Source organism: Pseudovibrio sp. Ad46, assembly GCF_001623065.1.
Classification (GTDB): domain Bacteria; phylum Pseudomonadota; class Alphaproteobacteria; order Rhizobiales; family Stappiaceae; genus Pseudovibrio.
The window spans coordinates 20,156-39,153 of record NZ_LMCG01000080.1 but is presented as its reverse complement, the minus strand read 5'-3'; the positions used below and the strand labels follow the sequence as shown (position 1 = coordinate 39,153).

The 18,998-nt window shown below is 51.3% G+C and carries 17 protein-coding genes; 9 read left to right on the top strand and 8 right to left on the bottom strand.

Going from position 1 to position 18,998, the window contains the following annotated elements:
* Window positions 1–23 precede the first annotated feature (23 nt).
* Window positions 24–545: a dihydrofolate reductase gene (locus PsAD46_RS23575; protein ID WP_057465752.1), complete on the top strand. Its 522-nt coding sequence runs from the start codon at window positions 24–26 to the stop codon at window positions 543–545.
* 10 nt (window positions 546–555) lie between these two features.
* Here PsAD46_RS23575 and PsAD46_RS23570 read toward each other — a convergent pair whose 3' ends face one another.
* Complete coding sequence (locus PsAD46_RS23570) at window positions 556–1,476, bottom strand: phytanoyl-CoA dioxygenase family protein (protein ID WP_208982003.1); 921 nt, start codon at window positions 1,474–1,476, stop codon at window positions 556–558.
* Between the two features lie 199 nt (window positions 1,477–1,675).
* Here PsAD46_RS23570 and PsAD46_RS23565 point away from each other — a divergent pair, with 199 nt between their 5' ends.
* From PsAD46_RS23565 to PsAD46_RS23545, 5 genes are all read left to right on the top strand, one after another.
* Window positions 1,676–2,140, top strand: a complete 465-nt coding sequence (locus PsAD46_RS23565; RefSeq protein WP_063307986.1) for a GNAT family N-acetyltransferase — start codon at window positions 1,676–1,678, stop codon at window positions 2,138–2,140.
* A 349-nt stretch (window positions 2,141–2,489) separates the two neighbouring features.
* Entirely contained in the window at window positions 2,490–3,659 is a 1,170-nt protein-coding gene (gene hflK / locus PsAD46_RS23560) for an FtsH protease activity modulator HflK (protein WP_057465755.1), read from the top strand.
* Window positions 3,659–4,546: a protease modulator HflC gene (gene hflC / locus PsAD46_RS23555; RefSeq protein WP_063307985.1), complete on the top strand. Its 888-nt coding sequence runs from the start codon at window positions 3,659–3,661 to the stop codon at window positions 4,544–4,546. Before hflK ends, hflC begins: the two co-directional genes overlap by 1 nt.
* A complete protein-coding gene (locus PsAD46_RS23550; protein ID WP_057465757.1) occupies window positions 4,546–4,740 on the top strand; it encodes a DUF2065 domain-containing protein in 195 nt (64 codons plus the stop codon). The genes hflC and PsAD46_RS23550 overlap by 1 nt, the downstream gene beginning before the upstream one ends.
* A 164-nt stretch (window positions 4,741–4,904) precedes the next feature.
* Window positions 4,905–6,389: a Do family serine endopeptidase gene (locus tag PsAD46_RS23545; RefSeq protein WP_063293875.1), complete on the top strand. Its 1,485-nt coding sequence runs from the start codon at window positions 4,905–4,907 to the stop codon at window positions 6,387–6,389.
* A 72-nt stretch (window positions 6,390–6,461) separates the two neighbouring features.
* On the opposite strand, the gene serB is transcribed toward PsAD46_RS23545, so the two are convergent.
* Window positions 6,462–7,355 carry a phosphoserine phosphatase SerB gene (serB, locus tag PsAD46_RS23540; protein WP_063307984.1) on the bottom strand — a complete coding sequence of 298 codons (894 nt, stop codon included), beginning with the start codon at window positions 7,353–7,355 and terminating at the stop codon, window positions 6,462–6,464.
* Here serB and miaA point away from each other — a divergent pair.
* Window positions 7,333–8,331 carry a tRNA (adenosine(37)-N6)-dimethylallyltransferase MiaA gene (gene miaA, locus PsAD46_RS23535; RefSeq protein WP_084404523.1) on the top strand — a complete coding sequence of 333 codons (999 nt, stop codon included), beginning with the start codon at window positions 7,333–7,335 and terminating at the stop codon, window positions 8,329–8,331. The genes serB and miaA overlap by 23 nt on opposite strands.
* 609 nt (window positions 8,332–8,940) lie before the next feature.
* Window positions 8,941–9,477: a GNAT family N-acetyltransferase gene (locus PsAD46_RS23530; RefSeq protein WP_208980682.1), complete on the top strand. Its 537-nt coding sequence runs from the start codon at window positions 8,941–8,943 to the stop codon at window positions 9,475–9,477.
* A 60-nt stretch (window positions 9,478–9,537) separates the two neighbouring features.
* Here the strand turns inward: PsAD46_RS23530 and PsAD46_RS23525 are convergent, their stop codons facing one another.
* From PsAD46_RS23525 to PsAD46_RS23515, 3 genes are all read right to left on the bottom strand, one after another.
* Window positions 9,538–11,094 (bottom strand): 2-isopropylmalate synthase, encoded by a 1,557-nt coding sequence (locus PsAD46_RS23525; protein ID WP_063289910.1) that lies wholly within the window; start codon window positions 11,092–11,094, stop codon window positions 9,538–9,540.
* Window positions 11,095–11,625: 531 nt separating this feature from the next.
* Complete coding sequence (locus PsAD46_RS23520) at window positions 11,626–12,540, bottom strand: PhzF family phenazine biosynthesis protein (RefSeq protein ID WP_063293872.1); 915 nt, start codon at window positions 12,538–12,540, stop codon at window positions 11,626–11,628.
* Between the two features lie 138 nt (window positions 12,541–12,678).
* The gene (locus PsAD46_RS23515) at window positions 12,679–13,833 is read right to left on the bottom strand and encodes a GNAT family N-acetyltransferase (protein WP_208982002.1); all 1,155 of its coding nucleotides are present in this window, start codon (window positions 13,831–13,833) and stop codon (window positions 12,679–12,681) included.
* Window positions 13,834–14,134: 301 nt separating this feature from the next.
* On the opposite strand from PsAD46_RS23515, the gene PsAD46_RS23510 reads away from it, so the two are divergent.
* Entirely contained in the window at window positions 14,135–15,613 is a 1,479-nt protein-coding gene (locus tag PsAD46_RS23510; RefSeq protein WP_063293871.1) for an SEL1-like repeat protein, read from the top strand.
* Window positions 15,614–15,769: 156 nt separating this feature from the next.
* Here PsAD46_RS23510 and PsAD46_RS23505 read toward each other — a convergent pair whose 3' ends face one another.
* The 3 genes from PsAD46_RS23505 to PsAD46_RS23495 form a co-directional block, all read right to left on the bottom strand.
* Entirely contained in the window at window positions 15,770–17,815 is a 2,046-nt protein-coding gene (locus tag PsAD46_RS23505) for an alkyl sulfatase dimerization domain-containing protein (protein WP_063293870.1), read from the bottom strand.
* Between the two features lie 123 nt (window positions 17,816–17,938).
* Window positions 17,939–18,364 carry a GNAT family N-acetyltransferase gene (locus PsAD46_RS23500; protein ID WP_063293869.1) on the bottom strand — a complete coding sequence of 142 codons (426 nt, stop codon included), beginning with the start codon at window positions 18,362–18,364 and terminating at the stop codon, window positions 17,939–17,941.
* Window positions 18,365–18,546: 182 nt separating this feature from the next.
* The gene (locus PsAD46_RS23495; RefSeq protein ID WP_063293868.1) at window positions 18,547–18,987 is read right to left on the bottom strand and encodes a GNAT family N-acetyltransferase; all 441 of its coding nucleotides are present in this window, start codon (window positions 18,985–18,987) and stop codon (window positions 18,547–18,549) included.
* Between the last annotated feature and the right edge of the window lie 11 nt (window positions 18,988–18,998).

Sequence of the window (18,998 nt, the reverse complement as noted above, 5' to 3'; positions counted from 1 at the left end):
GTCTCTTGCCGATTGAGGATAGGATGAAGCAAATTTCGATGATCTCAGCTGTGGCTGAAAATGGTGTGATTGGCGCAAACAATGACATGCCATGGTCTGTTTCTACCGATCTGAAGTTCTTTCGCAAGACGACAACAGGTAAGCCCGTGATCATGGGGCGTCGGACCTTTGAGAGTATTTGCACGACGCTTGGCAAGCCTCTTCCAAACCGCAAAAATGTCGTTATCACACGTGATCCGAACTACGCTTATGAAGGTGTTGAAGTGGTCAGCAGTCTTGGTGATGCACTCACGCTCGCAAATGACATTGCTGAGAATGATGGCGTCGATGAGATCATGATTGTGGGTGGGGGGCAGATCTATAAAGAAGCGATGCCTAAGGCTTCTACTCTCTACATTACCCGTATTCATGCGCAGCCAGACGGTGACACGAAATTCCCGGATATCTATGAGGGCGAATGGGAGCTTGCTGAACGCACGCCGTTTGATCGTGGGGAAAAAGACTCCGCTGATTCCTCATTGGAAATTTATCGTCGCAAGCTTTGATGCAGGCTGATTAGTTGTTGCGCGTTGAAGACTTTGTTGTGAGGTCTGCGCGTAAGGCAAGGCGGTGAGCAGTATGGGCGTTGTGTGCGTTGTTGGTGCTTGGCAGGCGGCCATGGAAACCTGAGCGGTCCATAATCAGCAGTGTGTTTGCCTCTACCTTTAAAGGCAGGAGAGGTGGCAGATCCAGTTCTTGCAGATCACTCAGCCCTGTGATGGGCTCATCGGCCTCTTCTTCCATCTCTGTATAGTCAAGATGGCGCTGGTACTCCCAGAAAATACGCTGTTCTGTCATGCGATGTGAGCCGGGGATGTAAAACATTGCGCCGTCTTCTGGTGTGATTTTTTCCAGGAAAAGTAACGCAATCGCGCCGGGTGAGAATGCATCGTGTTCAATTTCAAAAGGTGGTGTGTTGCTGCCTTCCGTTTCAAAGCGGAAAGACGGCGTGCATTGTGCCATTGCCTCGATATGGTACGCAGGCTTGGCTTTTCTGCCTGCTGCGAACTGTAGCGGTGGCGGAATAAGCTCGTCTGTGATGGCAGATTGCAAAAAGGGTTGCCTGAGAAGGTGCGTATAGTTCAACGGCAGTGTGAAGCTTTGTGCGTTATGCCAGTTGGAGAGAAGCCGCTTATTCCGATCTCTCTGCCCGACAAAATAGTCAAAGGCTTCAAACTTGAGCCTGCGAAAGAACTCCCGCGGCAACACATCATGTTTGATCCAGATGCCATGGGTTTGCAAAGCCTGAGCGCAAGAGAGAGGCAGGGTTGAATACAATTTCGCCTGCTTTTCAATCTTCTGGCTATGAAGATCGGTCAGCTCGCTATGAAACCAATTGGGTATCGTTTCTTCGTCCCACTCCGATTGATAGGAGGACGAAGGCAGGAACCTGCGCTGCAAGCTGTTCATGAGGTGTTTTGGCTTTATTGCCCGCATTTGCATCCCCGCCGCTCTTCATTAATGAGAGGTTAAGGGGATCGGTGCTTTGGGTCTTTCCTTCTGTTTCTGCTTGTGAAATCTGCCTAAAGATTAGTTTCTGGCAGTAATTGACTTGCAATTTGAACGCTGACCACCAAGATAAATAAGGGTTTGAGGCTTGCTTTTCGGGAGTGAGCCGCGGAATTTTTGAGGTGGAATGTCCCAGTTTCTTGAGCTTAAAGACTTCAACGAGTTCAGCGTTGAACAGCTCTATGCTTTGCTAAAGTTACGTTGCGATGTGTTTATTGTTGAACAGCAGTGCGCATATCCAGATATCGATGGGCTCGATCCTGTCAATAAACACATTCTCGTGATGAATGATGCCGGGCATATTCTTGGGGCGCTGCGAATCCTCCTGAAACACGACGATGGCGATGTGTACAAGATTAGCCGTGTGTTGGTCTCAAAGGATGCGCGTGGGCAGGGTATTGCCGGTAAGTTGATGAATGCCGCGCTTTCTTATTGTGCAGCGACCAATGATGATGCGCGCGTGGAGTTGCAGGCACAGGACTATCTGAAGGACTTCTATGGCGGGCTTGGCTTCTACGCCACTTCGGAGACCTATCTGGACGATGGTATTCCGCATATTGATATGCGTTTAAGGGTGCCGCCTGAAAGCTGAGGGCTTGAAACTCTGCACGTTTCCGCTGTGTGTTGGCTTGGTTTACGTTTTGTTGAGCAAAACAGCAAGAATTTGCCTGATTGTGCCTCTAATTCTTACAGCTGAAATTTGCAGGTAGGCTCTTGTACGTCGGTTGAAACGTGCGAAAGAAGGCTTATCTTCTTCAATAATGTCCGGTTTCTGTGGGGTTTTGGTGTTTTTCCATAAAGTGCAGCCTTTTGGCGTATCTGCATTCGTTGAAAGGTGCTGGTAACTTGCCTATAACCCTAATCAAGTAATAGTTGGCTTAGTCTAACTCTCATCTATTTGTCGGTTTGTCCGGCAGCATACCTAGTAAAGGGATCTCTCTATGCCTTGGAGCAATCAAAGCGGAGGTGGCGGCAATAACGGCGGCCCTTGGGGGAACTCCGGCGGCAACAAGGGCGGTGGTGGCCCTTGGGGTGGCGGCGGTGGCCCACAGCGTGGCGGCGGAAACGGTGGTGGCGGTAATCCACCTGATTTTGAGGAAATCCTCAAACGGGGTCAGGATCAGCTGAAATCCGTTCTTCCTGGTGATGGCGGCGGCCTTGGCTTTAAAGGCATTTTGTTCGCTATTCTCGTTGCTGTTGTTATCTGGCTTGCTACCGGTATCTACCGCGTTGAACCAAGTGAAGTTGGTGTGGAACTGGTATTCGGTAAGGTCGTTGGACAAACCGATCCGGGTCTGAACTACAACTGGCCATATCCGGTTGGTGAAGTGCGCACTCCAGAAGTGCTGCGTGTTCGCGAATTGACTGTTGGTATGGAAGAGTTCGTTCGTGGCAGCTCTATCAACCAGCGTGATGTGCCTGAAGAGAGCCTGATGTTGACCGGCGATGAAAACATCGTTGACGTAGACTTCAAAGTTCAGTGGCGCATTCAAAATACTCCTACTGGTGTTCAGGAATACCTGTTTAACATTCAGAACCCAGAAGGCACTGTGAAAGCAGTGGCTGAAAGCGCGATGCGTGAAGTTGTTGGCAGCTCCCGCATTGATTCAATTCTGACTGAAAACCGTGCCCCAATTCAGATTGCAGTGCAAAAACTGATGCAGGAAACTCTCGATAACTACAAAGCTGGTATCGAGGTTACTCAGGTTCAGATGCAGAAGGTTGATCCTCCTGCGCAGGTTATTGAAGCGTTCCGTGATGTTCAGGCAGCTCGTGCTGACCAAGAGCGTATCCAGAACGAAGCACAAGCTTACGCTAACAAGATCGTCCCTGAAGCTCGTGGTAATGCGGCTCGCGTTTCTGAAGCTGCACAAGCGTATCGTGACAAGACTATTGCGAATGCAAATGGTCAGGCACAGCGCTTCAGCAAGATTTATGAGGAATACGCGAAATCTCCTAATATTATTCGCCAGCGCCTCTATCTTGAGACCATGGAAAATGTCTTGAGCAAAAATCCGAAAATCATCATCGACGGAAATGGTCAGCAAAATGGTGTTGTGCCTTATCTGCCGCTTGACCAGCTGAACAAACGTGCTGGAGGAAACAACTAATGAAAAGCGGTCTTCTTGGCATTGTTATAGCTGCTATCGCTCTGGTTCTTTACTGGTCGGCTTACATCATTACCCCAACTGAGCAGGCACTTGTTCTGCAGTTTGGTGAGGTGAAAGCCCAGGAAACTGAGCCGGGTTTGAAATTCAAGTTGCCTTGGCAGAATGTTATCGTTCTGGATAAGCGTATTCTTGATCTCAACATGCCTCCTCTGGAAGCAATTGTTGCTGACAAAAAACGTCTGACTGTTGATGCGTTTGCTCGTTACCGTATCACCAACCCAGTGCGCTTCTACCAGTCTGTGAACAACGTAAATGAAGGTGCACGCCGTCTTGCGACGTTCCTGCAGTCTTCTCTGCGTTCTGAACTGGCAAAAGCAACCTTCGTACAGGTGGTGCGTGATGACCGTTCTGATCTGATGGAAAAGATCCGTCAGGACGTAGACAAAAGCGCTGCTGCGATCGGTATTGACGTGATTGACGTGAAGATCCGTCGTGCGGACCTGCCGGAAGCTAACTCTCAGGCGATTTTCCGTCGTATGCAGACAGAGCGTCAGCGTGAAGCAACTGAAATCCGCGCACAGGGTGAAGAGCAGTCTCGCCGTATTAAGTCTCGTGCTGATCGTGATGCAACCGTTCTTGTTGCTGAAGCACAGCGTGATGCTGATATCATCCGTGGTGATGGTGATGCGGCTGCCAACCAGATTTTTGCAGAAGCTTATGGCAAAGACCCAAGCTTCTTCGAGTTCTATCGTTCCATGCAGGCATATACCAATGCTCTGGAAGGTGGCGATACGTCTCTGGTGCTGTCTCCTGACTCTGACTTCTTCCGCTACTTCAACGATCCAAGTGGAACGCGGAGTGCTCCGGCGGTTGGTGCACCTCAGTAATGAATGATTTTATTGTGGCTCTGGGACTTGTCCTCGTTGTTGAGGGAGTTGTTTATGCTCTAGCCCCAGGTCATTTGAAGGAATTCATGCGGAAAGCTCAGGAGATTCCTGATCAGTCTCTCCGTCTTGGCGGTGTTGCTGCGATGGGGCTGGGTGTGTTGATTGTATGGTTGGTGCGTTCCCTCAGTGGCTAGACGCAGATTTGCCAATGATACAACTGCGAGAAATCAGCCTGACGCAGTTAAGAAATAAATGTTAGTTTTGCCCGCGCTTTATTAACCAAGCGCGGGCATATTTGTTTTCAGTATGCGTTCTGGTGAAGTGTTTGTGTTCACCTGATAATCTGAGGAGATGGCTTATGGCCGGTGTTTTCCCTCGCCTTGAGCTTGGACGATCGATCAAGGCAATTGTTTTTGCGAGTGTACTTGGAGTTGCGGCGGTGACCGGCAGCTTCGATAGTGCTCGCGCAAGCGGCCCAGAATCTCTGGCAGACCTTGCTGAAGAGCTTGGTGATGCCGTGGTCAACATTTCGACTGCGCAAAGAGTGAAAGCCAAACGGTCTCTTCAACTGCCAGATGTCCCTGAGGGATCTCCTTTTCAGGAATTTTTCGAAGAATTCTTCAACGGGCAAGAACCTGAAGGTGAAAGCCCGCAGCGTGTTCAATCGCTCGGTTCTGGCTTTGTTATTGACGGTGAAAAGGGCATCATTGTTACCAACAACCATGTGATTGAAGGTGCGGACGAGATTACCGTTAACTTCAATGATGGAACCAAACTGTCAGCACAGTTGCTTGGATCTGATGAAAAGACAGACCTTGCTGTTTTGAAGGTTGAACCTCAGTCAACCTTGGACTCGGTGAAGTTCGGCAGTTCTGAAGTGCTGCGTGTTGGTGACTGGGTGATGGCGATCGGTAATCCGTTCGGTCTTGGCGGTACAGTTACAGCAGGTATCGTTTCTGCACGAAACCGCGATATTAACTCTGGTCCTTATGACAACTTTATTCAGACCGACGCTGCTATCAACCGAGGCAACTCGGGTGGTCCGCTGTTCAACATGGATGGCGAAGTTGTCGGGATCAACACTGTTATTTTCTCGCCTTCAGGTGGGTCTATCGGCATCGGCTTTGCCATTCCTGCAGAGACTGCTACCCGTGTGATTGCGCAGCTGCGTGAGTTTGGTGAAACCCGTCGCGGCTGGCTTGGTGTGCGTATTCAGCATGTCACTGAAGAGATCGCTGAGAGCCTGGGTATGGACAGCGCGCGTGGTGCTTTGATTGCTGGTGTAACTGAGGGTGGACCTGCACAGGAAGCTGACATCATGCCAGGTGATGTTGTGCTGAGCTTTGATGGTCGGAGTGTCCCTGAAATGCGCGATCTGCCGCGCATGGTTGCTACGACAACGATTGGCAGTACTGTTCCGCTCATGGTTTTGCGCCGTGGTGAAGAAGTCGAGCTTGAGGTCACCCTCGGACGTCTTGATGAGGTGGCTGAAATTGAGAAGGTTGAGGAAGAGCAGGAAAGTCCAAAGAGCAAGGCGGATGAAACCGTTGTGCTTGGGTTGTCTCTAGCTAAAATCGATGAACCTTTGCGTGAACGTTTTGCCCTGTCAGACGAAATCGAAGGCGTTGTGATTACCCGTGTTGCTGAAGGCAGTTCTGCTGAAGACAAACGGGTTCGCGCTGGTGATGTGATTGTTGAGGTGGCTCAGGAGCCTGTTGCAGCACCAAAAGATGTGGTTGCTATGATCGAAGCTCTTAAGGCTGATAAACGTCGCTCTGCGTTGCTGTTGCTTTCCAACGGTTCTGGCGAACTGCGGTTTGTTGCAGTTCGTATCGAAGACTAGTTCGTTTTTATCAGACATGAAAAAAGCCGCTTCCAGATTGGAGGCGGCTTTTTTATTTGAAGGCAAGGAAACTTAGGTCTTTGCAAATTCGTCGTGGCTGTAACCTTGAATGTAGAGCAGGGCTGTTAGGTCGCCGTAGTTGATCTTAGCGCGAGCTTCCGCAGCCACTTTCGGCTTTGCGTGGAAGGCAACTCCCAGACCAGCAGCGCAGATCATGGCCAGATCATTGGCGCCATCACCCACTGCAATGACGTCTTCCAGCACGATGCTCTTTTCCTCAGTGAGCTCGTTGAGGCGGTCTAGTTTCGCCTGTCTGCCAAGGATCGGTTCAGCAACTTCACCTGAGAGCTTAGATTCCGCTTCCAGAAGGATGTTGGCCTTGTTTTCATCGAAGCCGATGACTTCGGCAATCTTCTGCGTGAACGAGGTGAAGCCACCGGATACCAGTGCGGCATATCCGCCATTGGCTTTCATGGTCTGCACGAGTTCTCGTCCGCCAGGTGTCAACGTAATGCGATTTTCGATGGTCTTGCCGATGACTTCGGTGCCCAGGCCTTTAAGCAGGGCAACGCGCTGTCGCAGAGCAGGTTCAAACTCAATTTCGCCGCGCATGGCGCTCTCGGTGATCTCGGAGATTTTCTCTTTCAATCCCAGTTCCGCTGCAAGCTCATCAATGCACTCCTGCTGGATCATGGTGGAATCCATATCTGCGATCAGGAGTTTCTTTCTGCGGCCATTCTGGGGTTGAATGAAAACATCAACTGGTGCATTTGCAAGGTTTGTGCGAATAGAGCTTTCGAGTTCTTCAGGTTCTGCGTGACCCTCAATCGTCAGGTCTACAGCGATGTGAGGGTTGAGAACCTTAACCTGAGGAGCCGCGGGAAGAAGGGCACTGACCTTCTCAACGATATCCTCAGTGACAGCGGGTTTGGCTGGATTGGAAATGAGCGTGACAACAAACGACATAAGCAGCTCTCGGACTGGGCAAGTGAATGGCGCTGGTAAAAGGCCTGTTGCGGTGTTGATAGCCGGACCGACGGCCAGCGGCAAGACAGCTCTTTCCATTCAACTAGCAAAAGAGCTGAATGCGTGGGTTGTTAATGCAGATTCCATGCAAATCTATTCTGATCTGCACATTTTGAGCGCGCGTCCAAGCGTGGAAGAAGAATCGCAGGCACCGCACCACTTGTTCGGCCATGTGCCCAGTGACCAACCTTACAGCGTAATGAACTGGCTGACGGAGTTTGAAGAACTGTTGTCTGACGCGCGGCAGGCGGGTCGCCCGCTGGTTGTTGTTGGTGGAACTGGTCTTTACTTCAGGTCCGCGCTGGAGGGACTGTCTCTGATGCCCGACATCCCAGAGGATGTGCGACAGCATTGGCGGGTGTTCTCACAGGATGCAGTTGCAGGGGCGCTTCATAACGCTCTGGGAGAGCGGGATCAGATTATGGCTGACCGTTTGCACCCATCAGACACGCAGCGCATTGTACGCGCTCTGGAGGTTATTGAGGGGACGGGTAAGTCTTTATCAGTCTGGCAGAATGAGCGTAGCACTCCTTTGCTGAGTACTGATGAATCTGTGAGAGTGGTATTGTCGCCAGATCGCAAAGTCCTGCATGATCGAATTCATCGCCGGTTTGATTTGATGGTGGAGCAGGGAGCGGTTGAGGAAGCGTGCGCGCTTTGGGCCAAGGGCCTTGATCCAAACCTGCAAGTGATGAAGGCGATTGGCGTGAAGCAGCTTGCTGAAGCGGCTCAGGGGCTCACCAGCATGGACTGGGCAATTGAGAAAGCTAAGACTGAGACGCGCCGCTATGCAAAGCGACAATCCACGTTCTTCAGGGGACAACTTTCGACCTGGCAGAATATTGACCCGCTCAAGACCAGCGAAACTGAAGCTTTTGTTGAAACTGTGAAGACTGCGTTCTCCCATGGATCTTAATGCTGGCTTTTATTGATTGGCGAAAATCCCTGTTAAAATTGGCAGATAGATAGTTTTACGGATGAATTTCTGAGTGACATCTTTCTACGGTTTCTTTAAAGAGAGGCGCACGTTTGGCAGAGGCCGCCAAACAAGCCATACTATATTCCGAGAAATTTAATTTGCGGCGGAGCTGAGGCTCCTTAGAGCTCTGGTCGGTGTGAGTATACTCCACCGACCAGTACTAATTTTAAGTGATTGTGATGAGTTGTATAAGACTAGGTTTACCTTAAGTCATTGTGCGGCTCGCATAATTGGCGTTATCCGGCAAATCTGTGGTATCTAAAGATCGTAATTTTGCCTTATTAAATGTTGTCTGCATACTTTCTTCGAGAAAATCCTACTGAATTTCAAAGGATTGCATGTAGCAGGACTTCTGACGCTTTTTAGACATAATGAAGTGCCATCAAGCATTCGGCTTTGAATTTTGATGGTATTTAAAAGCATATTGCATGCATTAAGGCGGTTGTAATCTGAGGGAGGACTCTCCAGATGTGACCTGAGGCTGTTGGTCTTACGTGGCTGGTTTTTCTGGCTGGCTGGCGTGTGATTATAATGGAGGAAGCAAGCGTGACACTCCCAATCCTGGAAACGAAACGGCTGCGGGCACGACCTTTTACCTCTGATGATCTGGCAGATCTTGTAAGCCTTCATAGCAATCCAGAGGTCAATCGTTACTTACAGCCCACTAATGTGGCCTGGGATGTTTCGATCGTGAAAAAACGGTTGGCAAGCTTTATTGAGACCCAGGAACTGATGGGTTTCAGCCAATGGCATCTGTCGACGCATGAGGGTGAGTTCGTTGGCCGTGCTGGTTTCTCTCTTTACGAGAAAACCGCCGAAGTCGAGATGGACTACACTTTGTTAGAGCACTTCTGGAACAAACGTTTTGGCAGTGAGATTGCGCAGGCGCTGGTGGAGTGGTTCTTCGAGAACACCTATTACTCTCACCTTTTGGCCTTTGCTCATCCAGAAAATCATGCTTCCAAGAAAGTCATGAAGCGTGCAGGCTTTGAGTTTCGTGAGACGCGACTGGTTGATGGGTTGCCCTGCGAATTTTATCAGGTGCTTAGCCCAAGCTGTCAAAAGCTTGCTGTTCCAGCCTGAACTGGCACAAAAAAAGCGCGGGGCTTTCGACCCGCGCTCTTTCCATGAAAATTGAATGACTTAAACGGTGATCGCGTCTTCTACGTTGACCTGACGCTGACGGCGGATTGTCAGTTTGTTCAGTGCAGAGACGTAGGCGCGGGCAGAGGCGACCAATGTGTCTGTGTCTGCACCTTTACCAGTTGCGATTTTGCCGTTGTCTTCCAGACGAACGGAAACTTCAGCCTGCGCATCGGTGCCTTCTGTCACTGCATGTACCTGATAGAGGGACATGTTTGCGTCATGCGGCCAAATTGCCTTGATCGCGTTGAAGGTGGCATCAACCGGGCCGTCGCCTGTAGCTTCACGGGTTTCGTGCTTGCCGTTGACGTCCATTGTCAGGATGGCTTTTTGAGGTCCACCAGTACCAGCGATCACTGTCAGAGCGATAACCTTGACGTTCTCGCTTTCAATTGTGATCTGGTCTTCCACCAGCGCTTCAATGTCTTCGTCGTAAACGTTTTTCTTGCGGTCTGCCAAGTCCTTAAAGCGGCGGAAGGCTTCCTGCAAAGCGTTGTCGCCCAACTCATAACCCAGCTCAGACAACTTGTCTTTGAAGGCATGACGGCCAGAGTGCTTGCCCATAACCAAAGAGGTCGCACGAACTCCAACATCTTCCGGGCGCATGATTTCGTAGGTTTCTGCGTGCTTTAACATACCGTCCTGGTGAATACCGCTTTCGTGGGCAAATGCGTTTTTGCCGACGATTGCTTTGTTGTACTGGACGGGGAAGGAGGACACTGCAGAGACCAGCTTAGATGCGCGGGTCAGATAGGCTGGATCGATGGTGCATTCATATGGCAGCACGTCGCCACGTGTGCGCAGGGCCATGACGATTTCTTCCAGCGCGGCGTTGCCAGCGCGCTCGCCCAGACCGTTGATGGTACACTCGATCTGACGTGCGCCGCCTGCGACACCAGCCAGAGAGTTTGCGGCGGCTAAGCCCAAGTCGTTGTGACAATGCGCTGAGAATATTGCCTTATCTGAGTTCGGCACATTCGCGATGACCTGCTCGAACATGGCTTGATACTCAGCAGGTGTTGCGTAGCCAACGGTATCCGGCAGGTTGATGGTTGTTGCGCCGGCGTTGATAGCGGCTTCAACACAGCGGCTCAGGTACTCGATGGAGGTTCGGGTGGCGTCCATTGCGGACCACTCGATGTCATCGATCAGGTTGCGTGCCTGTTTCACCGTTTTGGTGATGATCTCCAGAACCTGCTCTTCTGTTTTGTTCATCTGGAATTGCAGATGAATTGGAGAGGTGGAGACGAATGTATGGATACGGCCTTGATTTGCCTGCTTAATTGCTTCGCCAGCGCGGTCAATATCCGCCGGGATTGCACGGGCCAGGCCTGCGATTACGGAGTTCTTTGAGCGTTTGGCGATTTCGCTGACCGCTTCAAAGTCACCCTGAGAGGCAATTGGAAAGCCTGCTTCAATGATGTTGACGCCCATTGTATCAAGTAATTCAGCGACTTGCAGCTTTTCTTCCAAGGTCATGGACGCGCCGGGAGATTGTTCTCCGTCGCGCAGAGTGGTGTCGAAAATAACTACTTGGTCTTTAGCGGATGCGGTCATTGGTGATGCCTTCAACTTTGCCCCGACACCTTGTGTGTCCTGAATAGCGCCTGGGGATTTTTCTTCATTCTCAGATATTTAAGAGTGATCCCCTAAGTGCCCGCCCAGATACGGGGCCGCCGACGCCTAGGGGCATCTAAGTAGAAGGAGCGCGCGTAGGAAGAGGCCGCCATGCTGGCGCATGGTGCTGTTTTCATTCAGATTGTCGCGGTTCGCGATCATTATCTGTCAGCTGCCTTTTCGTCGCTATGGCTTGGAATCAAAGTTTTCCAACTACTTACGTGTCGGATACTTGTTTGAAGTTACAAGCCAAATCTTCTTGTAGCGTTACCGAGTAAGTCTCGTTTTTGCCTAATCTGTAATTTTCCTAGCGGATATGCGGATTAAACGCAAGAATTTTACTCAAAACAGGGCACTGATTACTCAAAAGTATATGCAGCTCACGCTGAGATAATCTCAATTGGCTCACAGAACAGTCCCAATATGCGGGAGAAGTGGAGGAGGCGGAGTGCTCTCCTCCGGTGTTATCGCTCAGAGGAGCAGTTCGCCGCGGGCGAGGATAACTGCCTGTCCGCCAATGCGGTGAGCGTGAATGGCGCCAGACCGCATCTCCATTTCCAGTGAGATGGAGGAGGGGCGTCCCATCTTGAAGCCTTGCTCAATGAGATATTTGTGTGTGCCGTCCAATGGCTGGTCGAACTCCGCAATGGACCCGGCAAAGGCGGCGACTGCTGACCCAGTTGCTGCATCTTCGCGTGGCAGGCCGTTTTCCAGATAGACCATGCGGGCGTGGAATGCGCTGTCTACATGGATGGTCTGGCGGCAGTATGCAAAGGTGTTGTTGTGGGCGATGGTGCCGAACGCTTCTTCCCAGTATTTATGAACTGGCTGGATGCGGTTGATGGCGTCCATATCTGCGACTGGAACAAATGCAAATGGCAGGCCGGCTTCCCAAGCTTTGGGCTTGTGGTTTTCGAATGTGATTTCATTTGGTTCCAGAGACAGAGCTGCAGCAATCACATCTTTTTCGCCAAGCTCCTGAGCTGGCTTCGGCAATCTTGGTACATCAAACTCAGCGGAGGTGGCCTTGTCTTTTTGCAGGGCGACAGCACAGCGCACCAACCCGACTTTTTCTTCCAACAGCACCAATGCATCCATATCGTTATCCGGTGCGCCGAAACGATTTTCGGCCATCAAAACGGCGGTGCCCACGGTTGGATGACCTGCAAATGGCAGTTCCATGGACGGGGTGAAGATGCGGATGGAGGCGTTATGAGCGATATTGTCTGGTGGCAGAACGAAGACGGTCTCGGAGAGGTTAAATTCGCAGGCAATCTGCTGCATCTGAGCGTCTGACAATCCCTTTGCATCCAGCACAACTGCAAGCGGATTACCTGCCAGCGCTTTATCAGTGAAAACGTCTAGCAGGGCATAAGGTCTGGCCATTTTAAAAGTCCAATTATCTCAGTTTGGTGTTGAACTCGTGGTCTTGCATCACGGGCTCAACTTACGAAAAAGATTTGCTTGAGCGCCACTCAAGATTGTTTTGGCGCCAAATACAAGTCTGCAAATGAAGATAGCTCGTTAATTTAACAGATGTGCGGTGAGCGCCAAGGCATATGGGGGGACGCTGTAGTCCTTAAGATCCTCACGGGATTTTACGATAACTGCTTCTTCCAACTCAGGTTTTTTCTGGTTTGCGTTGAAATGTGCAATTTTTGAAAGGATTTCGTCTGAGGTGAGTTGCAATGTTAAAATACGCGCAATTGCGAGACGTGGCCCATCTTCGATTGCGAAGACGTCCCCCAACTCTCCCTGATCCAATGTGAGGCCTGTTTCTTCTTCCAGCTCGCGGGCGATGGAGCCGAAGATATCCACCTTCCCGGCGGGCGTGATATCGTTGAGATCAAGATTGCCACCGGGTGGGTAAACCTGACCTGCTGTTGCGGTGTTTCCCGCCATTTTACCAAATACGAGATGGCCCTGGCTGGAACGGAGGACTGCGCAGCCAAACAGGTTTTTGGCGCTTCTGTCAGGAAAGCCCCAGTCGCGCCATGCGAGGAATTCGGAGTAGTTGATTTCTACCAGATCACCGGAAAATTGCTTCTGGTCCAAGGAGTATTGGTACAATGACAGAACCTTACCATCCCAAAGATCCGGGTTATCGGAAATCAATGTCCGCCAGTTTTCCTTGATAGCCTCACTGTTATTGGTGGCGAAATCCCAGCAATCGGAAGTGTTAAGGTTCAAACTGACATCTGCGATCTCATGGATTTGCGGGGTGAGATCTTTTTGCATGTGCTCGATCGGGCCAGCCCCTTTGAAAGCACTCGGTCTGTTGCTTGTGCTGTGATAGCCGTGGTGCTGATAAAAGGGAGCTGCGTTTGCATCTGATTCAAGGCGCATGCGGGTGCATTGCATGCGTTTGGCTGCTTCTTCAGCACCTTCCAGCAACCAGGCTCCATGGCCTTTGCCGTGTGCTTCGGGCAACACAAACAGACAATCCAGCAAAGCGGTTTCTGCATTTTCCCTGGTGATGCGCGCAAAACCAAGTGGTCGTTCGTGATCGGTGATGACAAGGATTGGATCTGCCTCGATCATTTCCGGGGTGATTTTCCAATGGTCCCGAAACTCCTGCATGTCCTGCGGATCATATCCCCAGTGACCTTTGGCAGCGTGCATAATATCTGTAAGGGCAATGGCTTGGCTTTTTGCGGCGAGCCGCATCTGGCAATGCATTCTTCTTAATTCTCCAAATTCAACCAGCACCGTTTGTGCTTAAGCCCGAGGAAGTTGAGGCCAAAGATTTGCCAGTCTTCTTTTCGGTCTAGTTGAAACAACCAGCCAATAGTGGCCCAAAAGAGGAAATGGTTTCAAGTGACCAATGTGATTTGAAGGATATCCAACCCGAAAAGATTAGAGATTAACTATTTGCATGAGGTTCGTAGGCTGACAAGAGCTTTCCGGGCAAGCATGACGTGTTTGCCCTCTCGCATGGCGCTCTTTCTGACCCGTGACAATCACAGTTGAGAAGGTACTCATGCGCTTTTTTTTGCCACTCCTTTGCTTGCTTGCAGTTGCCAATGGCCTGCCCGCTCATGCCGTGAGTTGGCAAGCAAGTGGGAGTGAAAAGGAACTCCTGCTGTCCAAGGGTGTTGGCGGGCTGACGCTTCTTCATAACCGGGCAGGGAAGATCCATCGTTCCACGCGGGCGGAGATATCCAAGAGTGCGGTGATTACCTCCCTGAATGCAGAAGCGCTTGCTGGTAATGCTGAGGCCGTCTTTGGGCTGGCCGTGGCGCATGAGATGGGGCACGGCGTGCCGCGAGATCTGCCCGTTGCCATGGAGCTTTATGAAAAAGCTGGCGAGATGGGGCTTGCGGCTGCCTACAACAATCTGGGTGAAATCTACCGGCAGGGCAAGCATGGTGCGCCTGATGCGGAGAAAGCACGTGAGCTTTATCAGATTGCTGCAGACTGGGGGGATGCCTGGGCGCAGAACAATCTTGGCCTTCTCTATCTGCATGGCATCGGTGTGGCGCGGAATCCGAAACTGGCCTTTTATTGGGTGAAAGGTGCTGCCATGGCGGGGTTGATGCAGGGCATTGAAAACCTTGCTGGCCTGTATCGTGATGGTGTTGGTGTTGAGCGGGATACCTCGCGTTCTCGTGTGCTTTATCGCAAAGCTATTTCCCTGGGCTCCATAGACGCACATGTGCCACTTGGTGAGCTGCTGGAGAATGGAGATGGCGGCGAGGCGGACCTTGCTGCTGCAATTCGGCATTACCGTGTTGCAGCTGGTGAGGGACATTTGCTGGGCAACCATTATCTTGGCACGCTTTATGAAGACGGGGTCGGGGTCAAACGAGACCTTGAACTGGCTTTCTTTCATTATGAGCGGGCCGCGCGGCGCGGGTTGGCGCGATCGCAGTTTGCACTGGGGCGGTTTTATCTGCTTGGGCAAGGAACGGAACCAAACCTGGAAAAGGCGATCCGGCTTTACAAAGCGGCGGCTAAACAGGGCAATGCACAGGCTTTGAATGATCTGGGCGTGCTTTATGAGAACGGGCGCGGTGTCCCACAGTCCTATGAGTTGGCGCTGGAGTTTTATACGGCGTCTTCAGCGCGCTTTCCGTTTGCTTTGACCAATGCCGGGCTGCTTTACCTGAACGGACGCGGTGTGCGGCAGGATGTGGACTTGGCGAAAAAGCTGTTTCAGCAGGCCTCTAAAAGAGGAGAGCCTGTGGGAGACGTGTTGCTGGGCAAAGTCTATTTGCAGGGCTTCAATGAAGAGCCGAACCCAGGTGAGGCGGCACGGATGTTTCTGCTTGCCGCGTCCAAAGGCGTGCCGGAAGCGTTTTATCTGCTTGGATACTGTCATGAAAGCGGGCGGTGTCTGGGCCGCAATCTTGTGAAGGCTCGGGACTTTTACAAGATGGCTGCTGATCAAGGATATCGTGAAGCCGAGAGGGCACTGCGCCAGCTTGAATGGCGCTTGAGAACTCAGAGCAATAATTAGAGCATGTTGCGCTCATATGCATTCACGCACCAAGCTCTAACTCTTTAATTTTGCGCGTATTCTTATCCGAAAACCGGAACCACTTTTCGGGAACACGCTCTAGATACAAAAAGAGCCGGTGTTGAGCCGGCTCTTTCATGCATTCATGCATGCCTGTTATTTGCTTGGTGTACTCTGGTTGGCCTTTTCCAGCGGCACGGGGCGCACGATGTTGAACCAGAAATCAAAGCTGTCCAGCATTGCCAGCAGATCGGTCAGTTTGGAGGCTTCTCCATCCACTGTGATCATGCCGGATTTGATGGCCTCATCAAAGGTTTCCATGCCCAGCATGATGTTGTCGAGTGTGCTTCTGTCCAGTGTCACTGTGGCGTCTGCATTCTCCAGCTGGTATCCTTCAATATGGCTGAGCGCTGCGTTTTGCAGTTCCATTGCATATTTCTGGTCGGTGTCTGGGAAAATCCAGTTCAGCTTGATTTGCTGATCGCCCGCCTTTGTGTTGTTCAAACGCATGGCCGCGTAATCAAAGAGCAAATCCACATCCATAGAGCGAATGATATCCGGGCTGGCCGTATCAACGGCAGGCAGTTCCTGAATGCCGGACCGAAGTTCTTTAGCGCCGGAGAGGTAGAAGTTGCGCCATGGACCGGATTCTGCCTGATAGCCGAGCTGTTCTAACGCGTCTGCCTGTAGTTGCGCGGCATCTTCATTGTCTGGCTCTGCGAAGACCAAATGGTTGAGCACTTCTGCTACCCAGCGGTAATCACCCTTGTCAAAGGACTCCTGCGCTTTTTGGAGCAAGATCACCGAACCGCCCATGAACTCGACGTATTTGGGGCCAGACAGGCGTTCTGGATACTCATGCAGTGTGGCGGGATTGCCGTTGAACCAGCCCAGATACCTTACGTAAGTGGATTTTACGTTATGGTTGAACGAGCCGTAGTATCCGCGGGTACTCCAGTCGTTTTGTAATGTTTCCGGCACTTCCAACATTTCGGCAATCTCAGTCATGCGGAAGCCATGGTTGGCCAGTCGCAATGGCTGATCGTTGATGTAACGGTACAGATCGCGCTGGTTGCGCAGGTGTTTCACGATGGTGTCATTGCCAGACAGATGCCAGTGGTGCGGAGCGAAGAGGACTTCAACGTCCTTACCGTACTTGTAGATGGCCTCGTTGATGTACTTGGACCAACCCAATGGATCTCTGAGTTTCGCGCCACGCAATGAGTATGTGTTGTGCATTGTGTGGGTGGCATCTTCTGCGGTGCAGAGAGCTTTGAACTCCTGAATGTAGAAGAAGAACTCTGAAGGAGCCTCTGAATCCTGAGCCATCCAGAAATCGAAGGTGAGGCCATCGATCTTATGGGTTTCGCCATTGTCCCTGATGATATTGGTTGGCGGAATGAGCGTGACCGTGCCGCTTGATGTGGTTGGGCCGAGGCCTGCGCCGACCTGTCCCTCCGGAGAGTGTGGTAGCAGGTTGCCATACATGTAAGAGGCACGTCTGCTCATGGCATTGCCGGCCATTACGTTTTCTGAGACGGCATGTTCCATGAAGCCTTCGGGGGCATAGATTTTGACTTTGCCGCTGGCGACATCGGCTTCATCCACCACGCCGCGGACACCGCCGAAGTGGTCTACATGGCTGTGGGTGTAGATGATGGCTTTGACCGGCTTCTTGCCGCGCTGGGCATAATAGAGCTCCAGTGCATAGCGAGCGGTTTCCTCGGAGATCAGCGGATCTACGATGATGATGCCTTCGTCGCCCTCAATGAAGGTGATGTTGGAAAGGTCTGCCGCGCGCACCTGGAAGATGCGTTCTGACACCTGAAAGAAGCCACTCAGCAAAATGAGCTGGGACTGACGCCAGAGGCTTGGGTTGACAGTCTCCGGGGCAATGGAGCCCTGCATGATGAAGTCAAACTTGGAGAGATCGTAGACAATATCGCCCTTGGCGTTTTTGACCACACCGCCGTCTGGCAGTGGAGCGAGATAACCTGCCTGCGCGTCCTTGAAGTCTTGCTCATCGGAGAAATGCAGCTGCTTCAGGATGTTTTCATAAAGATCTCCGGTGAAGCGTGTCGCCGGTTTGGTGATGGTCTCTGCGGTGGTCGCAGTGAGCGAGAGAGACCATGCAATGCTTACGGTGGCAGTTGCGCACAAGATTTGGCGGGCAAGGGATTTCTTGGTTTTATTGAGCGTCATTCCCGACCTCCAGAGTAGAGTTGCCCTTCTCCTTATAGGTGTGCGGTTAAGGCCTCAGCTCAACCGCTGTTTGAAATGAGGTTTTTGGTTGCTGAAGGCCTAATGAAGCGCTGCAACCACGGGTTAATGCGTTGAGGATATGTGTTTGTTGAAGCGCACCATGAGGCGTTCTGAAGGATCCACTTGGACAAAGCCGTATTGGCTGTACAGGTCGTGAGCATCGGGGGTTGCAAGGCCGATACTTTGAACCTCTTTGACGTCTGGATGTGAAAGAACTTCCTCCAGCAGGTGTTTGGATAGTCCTTTGCCGCGATGTTCTTCAAAAACGAATAAGTCACACAGATAGGCAAACGTGAGTTTATCTGTGATCACGCGAGCAAAGGCGACCTGTTCTCCACTGGGTAAGTAAGCGCCAAAACAGATGGAATTGCTCAGAACGGTATCGAGTGCTTGTGGTGGTAATCCTTCCAAACGACCGGACACCTCAGAAAGGAACAGGTAGACACGTTCCTTTTCAATTTTCGAGATATCGGTGCTGAACGTGATCATTGGTTCGCCTCTGCTTCAGTGTGAACACACCTCGCTTGATTGAGGGAAGGTGCTTTCTTGCACAGTTTATTTCTTGGCGGTTAAGTGATCTCTTAAACATGCAAGGCGCTGGGTTTGTTGGTTAGCGCCTTGCGCATATCATATGAACAAATTGTAGGAGGAGTGTGTTGTGGTCTGCCCTCCTAAGCTTTCTGATAGGCCGTCTTGTTGTGCCGTTCCATCATGCGGTCCGGGGCTGCAAGTGGCGTGAAGCCGAATTGTTTGTAGAGGTCGTGCGCATCTGCTGTTGCCAGCAGGACGCGGCGGAGGCCTTGCAATTCGGAGTGGGCGTCGATTGCTTTCATGAGCTGTTTGGAGAGGCCTTTGCCGCGATGCTCGGGGGAGACAAAGACGTCGCCCAGATAAGCAAAGGTGGCTTTGTCTGTGATGACGCGAGCGAACGCAACTTGCTCTCCGTTTGGCAGATACAGCCCGAAGCACAGTGAGTTTTCTATCGATCTGTCAAAGACATCCCGTGGCAAGCCTTTGCTCCAATAGGCGTCTTCTGAGAGGAACTGATAGATCTTGTCGCGCTGAAGTTTGTCTTTGTCGGTTGAGATTTCGATTTCCAGAGTTTGGGTCATTTTGAGCTGCT

What these genes read in the sequence shown, in the direction of transcription:
- PsAD46_RS23575 (WP_057465752.1), top strand. Translation starts at nt 24, where the DNA reads ATGAAGCAAATTTCGATGATCTCAGCTGTGGCTGAAAATGGTGTGATT.
- PsAD46_RS23570 (WP_208982003.1), bottom strand. Translation starts at nt 1,476, where the DNA reads ATGCGGGCAATAAAGCCAAAACACCTCATGAACAGCTTGCAGCGCAGG.
- PsAD46_RS23565 (WP_063307986.1), top strand. Translation starts at nt 1,676, where the DNA reads ATGTCCCAGTTTCTTGAGCTTAAAGACTTCAACGAGTTCAGCGTTGAA.
- hflK (WP_057465755.1), top strand. Translation starts at nt 2,490, where the DNA reads ATGCCTTGGAGCAATCAAAGCGGAGGTGGCGGCAATAACGGCGGCCCT.
- hflC (WP_063307985.1), top strand. Translation starts at nt 3,659, where the DNA reads ATGAAAAGCGGTCTTCTTGGCATTGTTATAGCTGCTATCGCTCTGGTT.
- PsAD46_RS23550 (WP_057465757.1), top strand. Translation starts at nt 4,546, where the DNA reads ATGAATGATTTTATTGTGGCTCTGGGACTTGTCCTCGTTGTTGAGGGA.
- PsAD46_RS23545 (WP_063293875.1), top strand. Translation starts at nt 4,905, where the DNA reads ATGGCCGGTGTTTTCCCTCGCCTTGAGCTTGGACGATCGATCAAGGCA.
- miaA (WP_084404523.1), top strand. Translation starts at nt 7,333, where the DNA reads ATGAGCGTGACAACAAACGACATAAGCAGCTCTCGGACTGGGCAAGTG.
- serB (WP_063307984.1), bottom strand. Translation starts at nt 7,355, where the DNA reads ATGTCGTTTGTTGTCACGCTCATTTCCAATCCAGCCAAACCCGCTGTC.
- PsAD46_RS23525 (WP_063289910.1), bottom strand. Translation starts at nt 11,094, where the DNA reads ATGACCGCATCCGCTAAAGACCAAGTAGTTATTTTCGACACCACTCTG.
- PsAD46_RS23520 (WP_063293872.1), bottom strand. Translation starts at nt 12,540, where the DNA reads ATGGCCAGACCTTATGCCCTGCTAGACGTTTTCACTGATAAAGCGCTG.
- PsAD46_RS23515 (WP_208982002.1), bottom strand. Translation starts at nt 13,833, where the DNA reads ATGCATTGCCAGATGCGGCTCGCCGCAAAAAGCCAAGCCATTGCCCTT.
- PsAD46_RS23510 (WP_063293871.1), top strand. Translation starts at nt 14,135, where the DNA reads ATGCGCTTTTTTTTGCCACTCCTTTGCTTGCTTGCAGTTGCCAATGGC.
- PsAD46_RS23505 (WP_063293870.1), bottom strand. Translation starts at nt 17,815, where the DNA reads ATGACGCTCAATAAAACCAAGAAATCCCTTGCCCGCCAAATCTTGTGC.
- PsAD46_RS23500 (WP_063293869.1), bottom strand. Translation starts at nt 18,364, where the DNA reads ATGATCACGTTCAGCACCGATATCTCGAAAATTGAAAAGGAACGTGTC.
- PsAD46_RS23495 (WP_063293868.1), bottom strand. Translation starts at nt 18,987, where the DNA reads ATGACCCAAACTCTGGAAATCGAAATCTCAACCGACAAAGACAAACTT.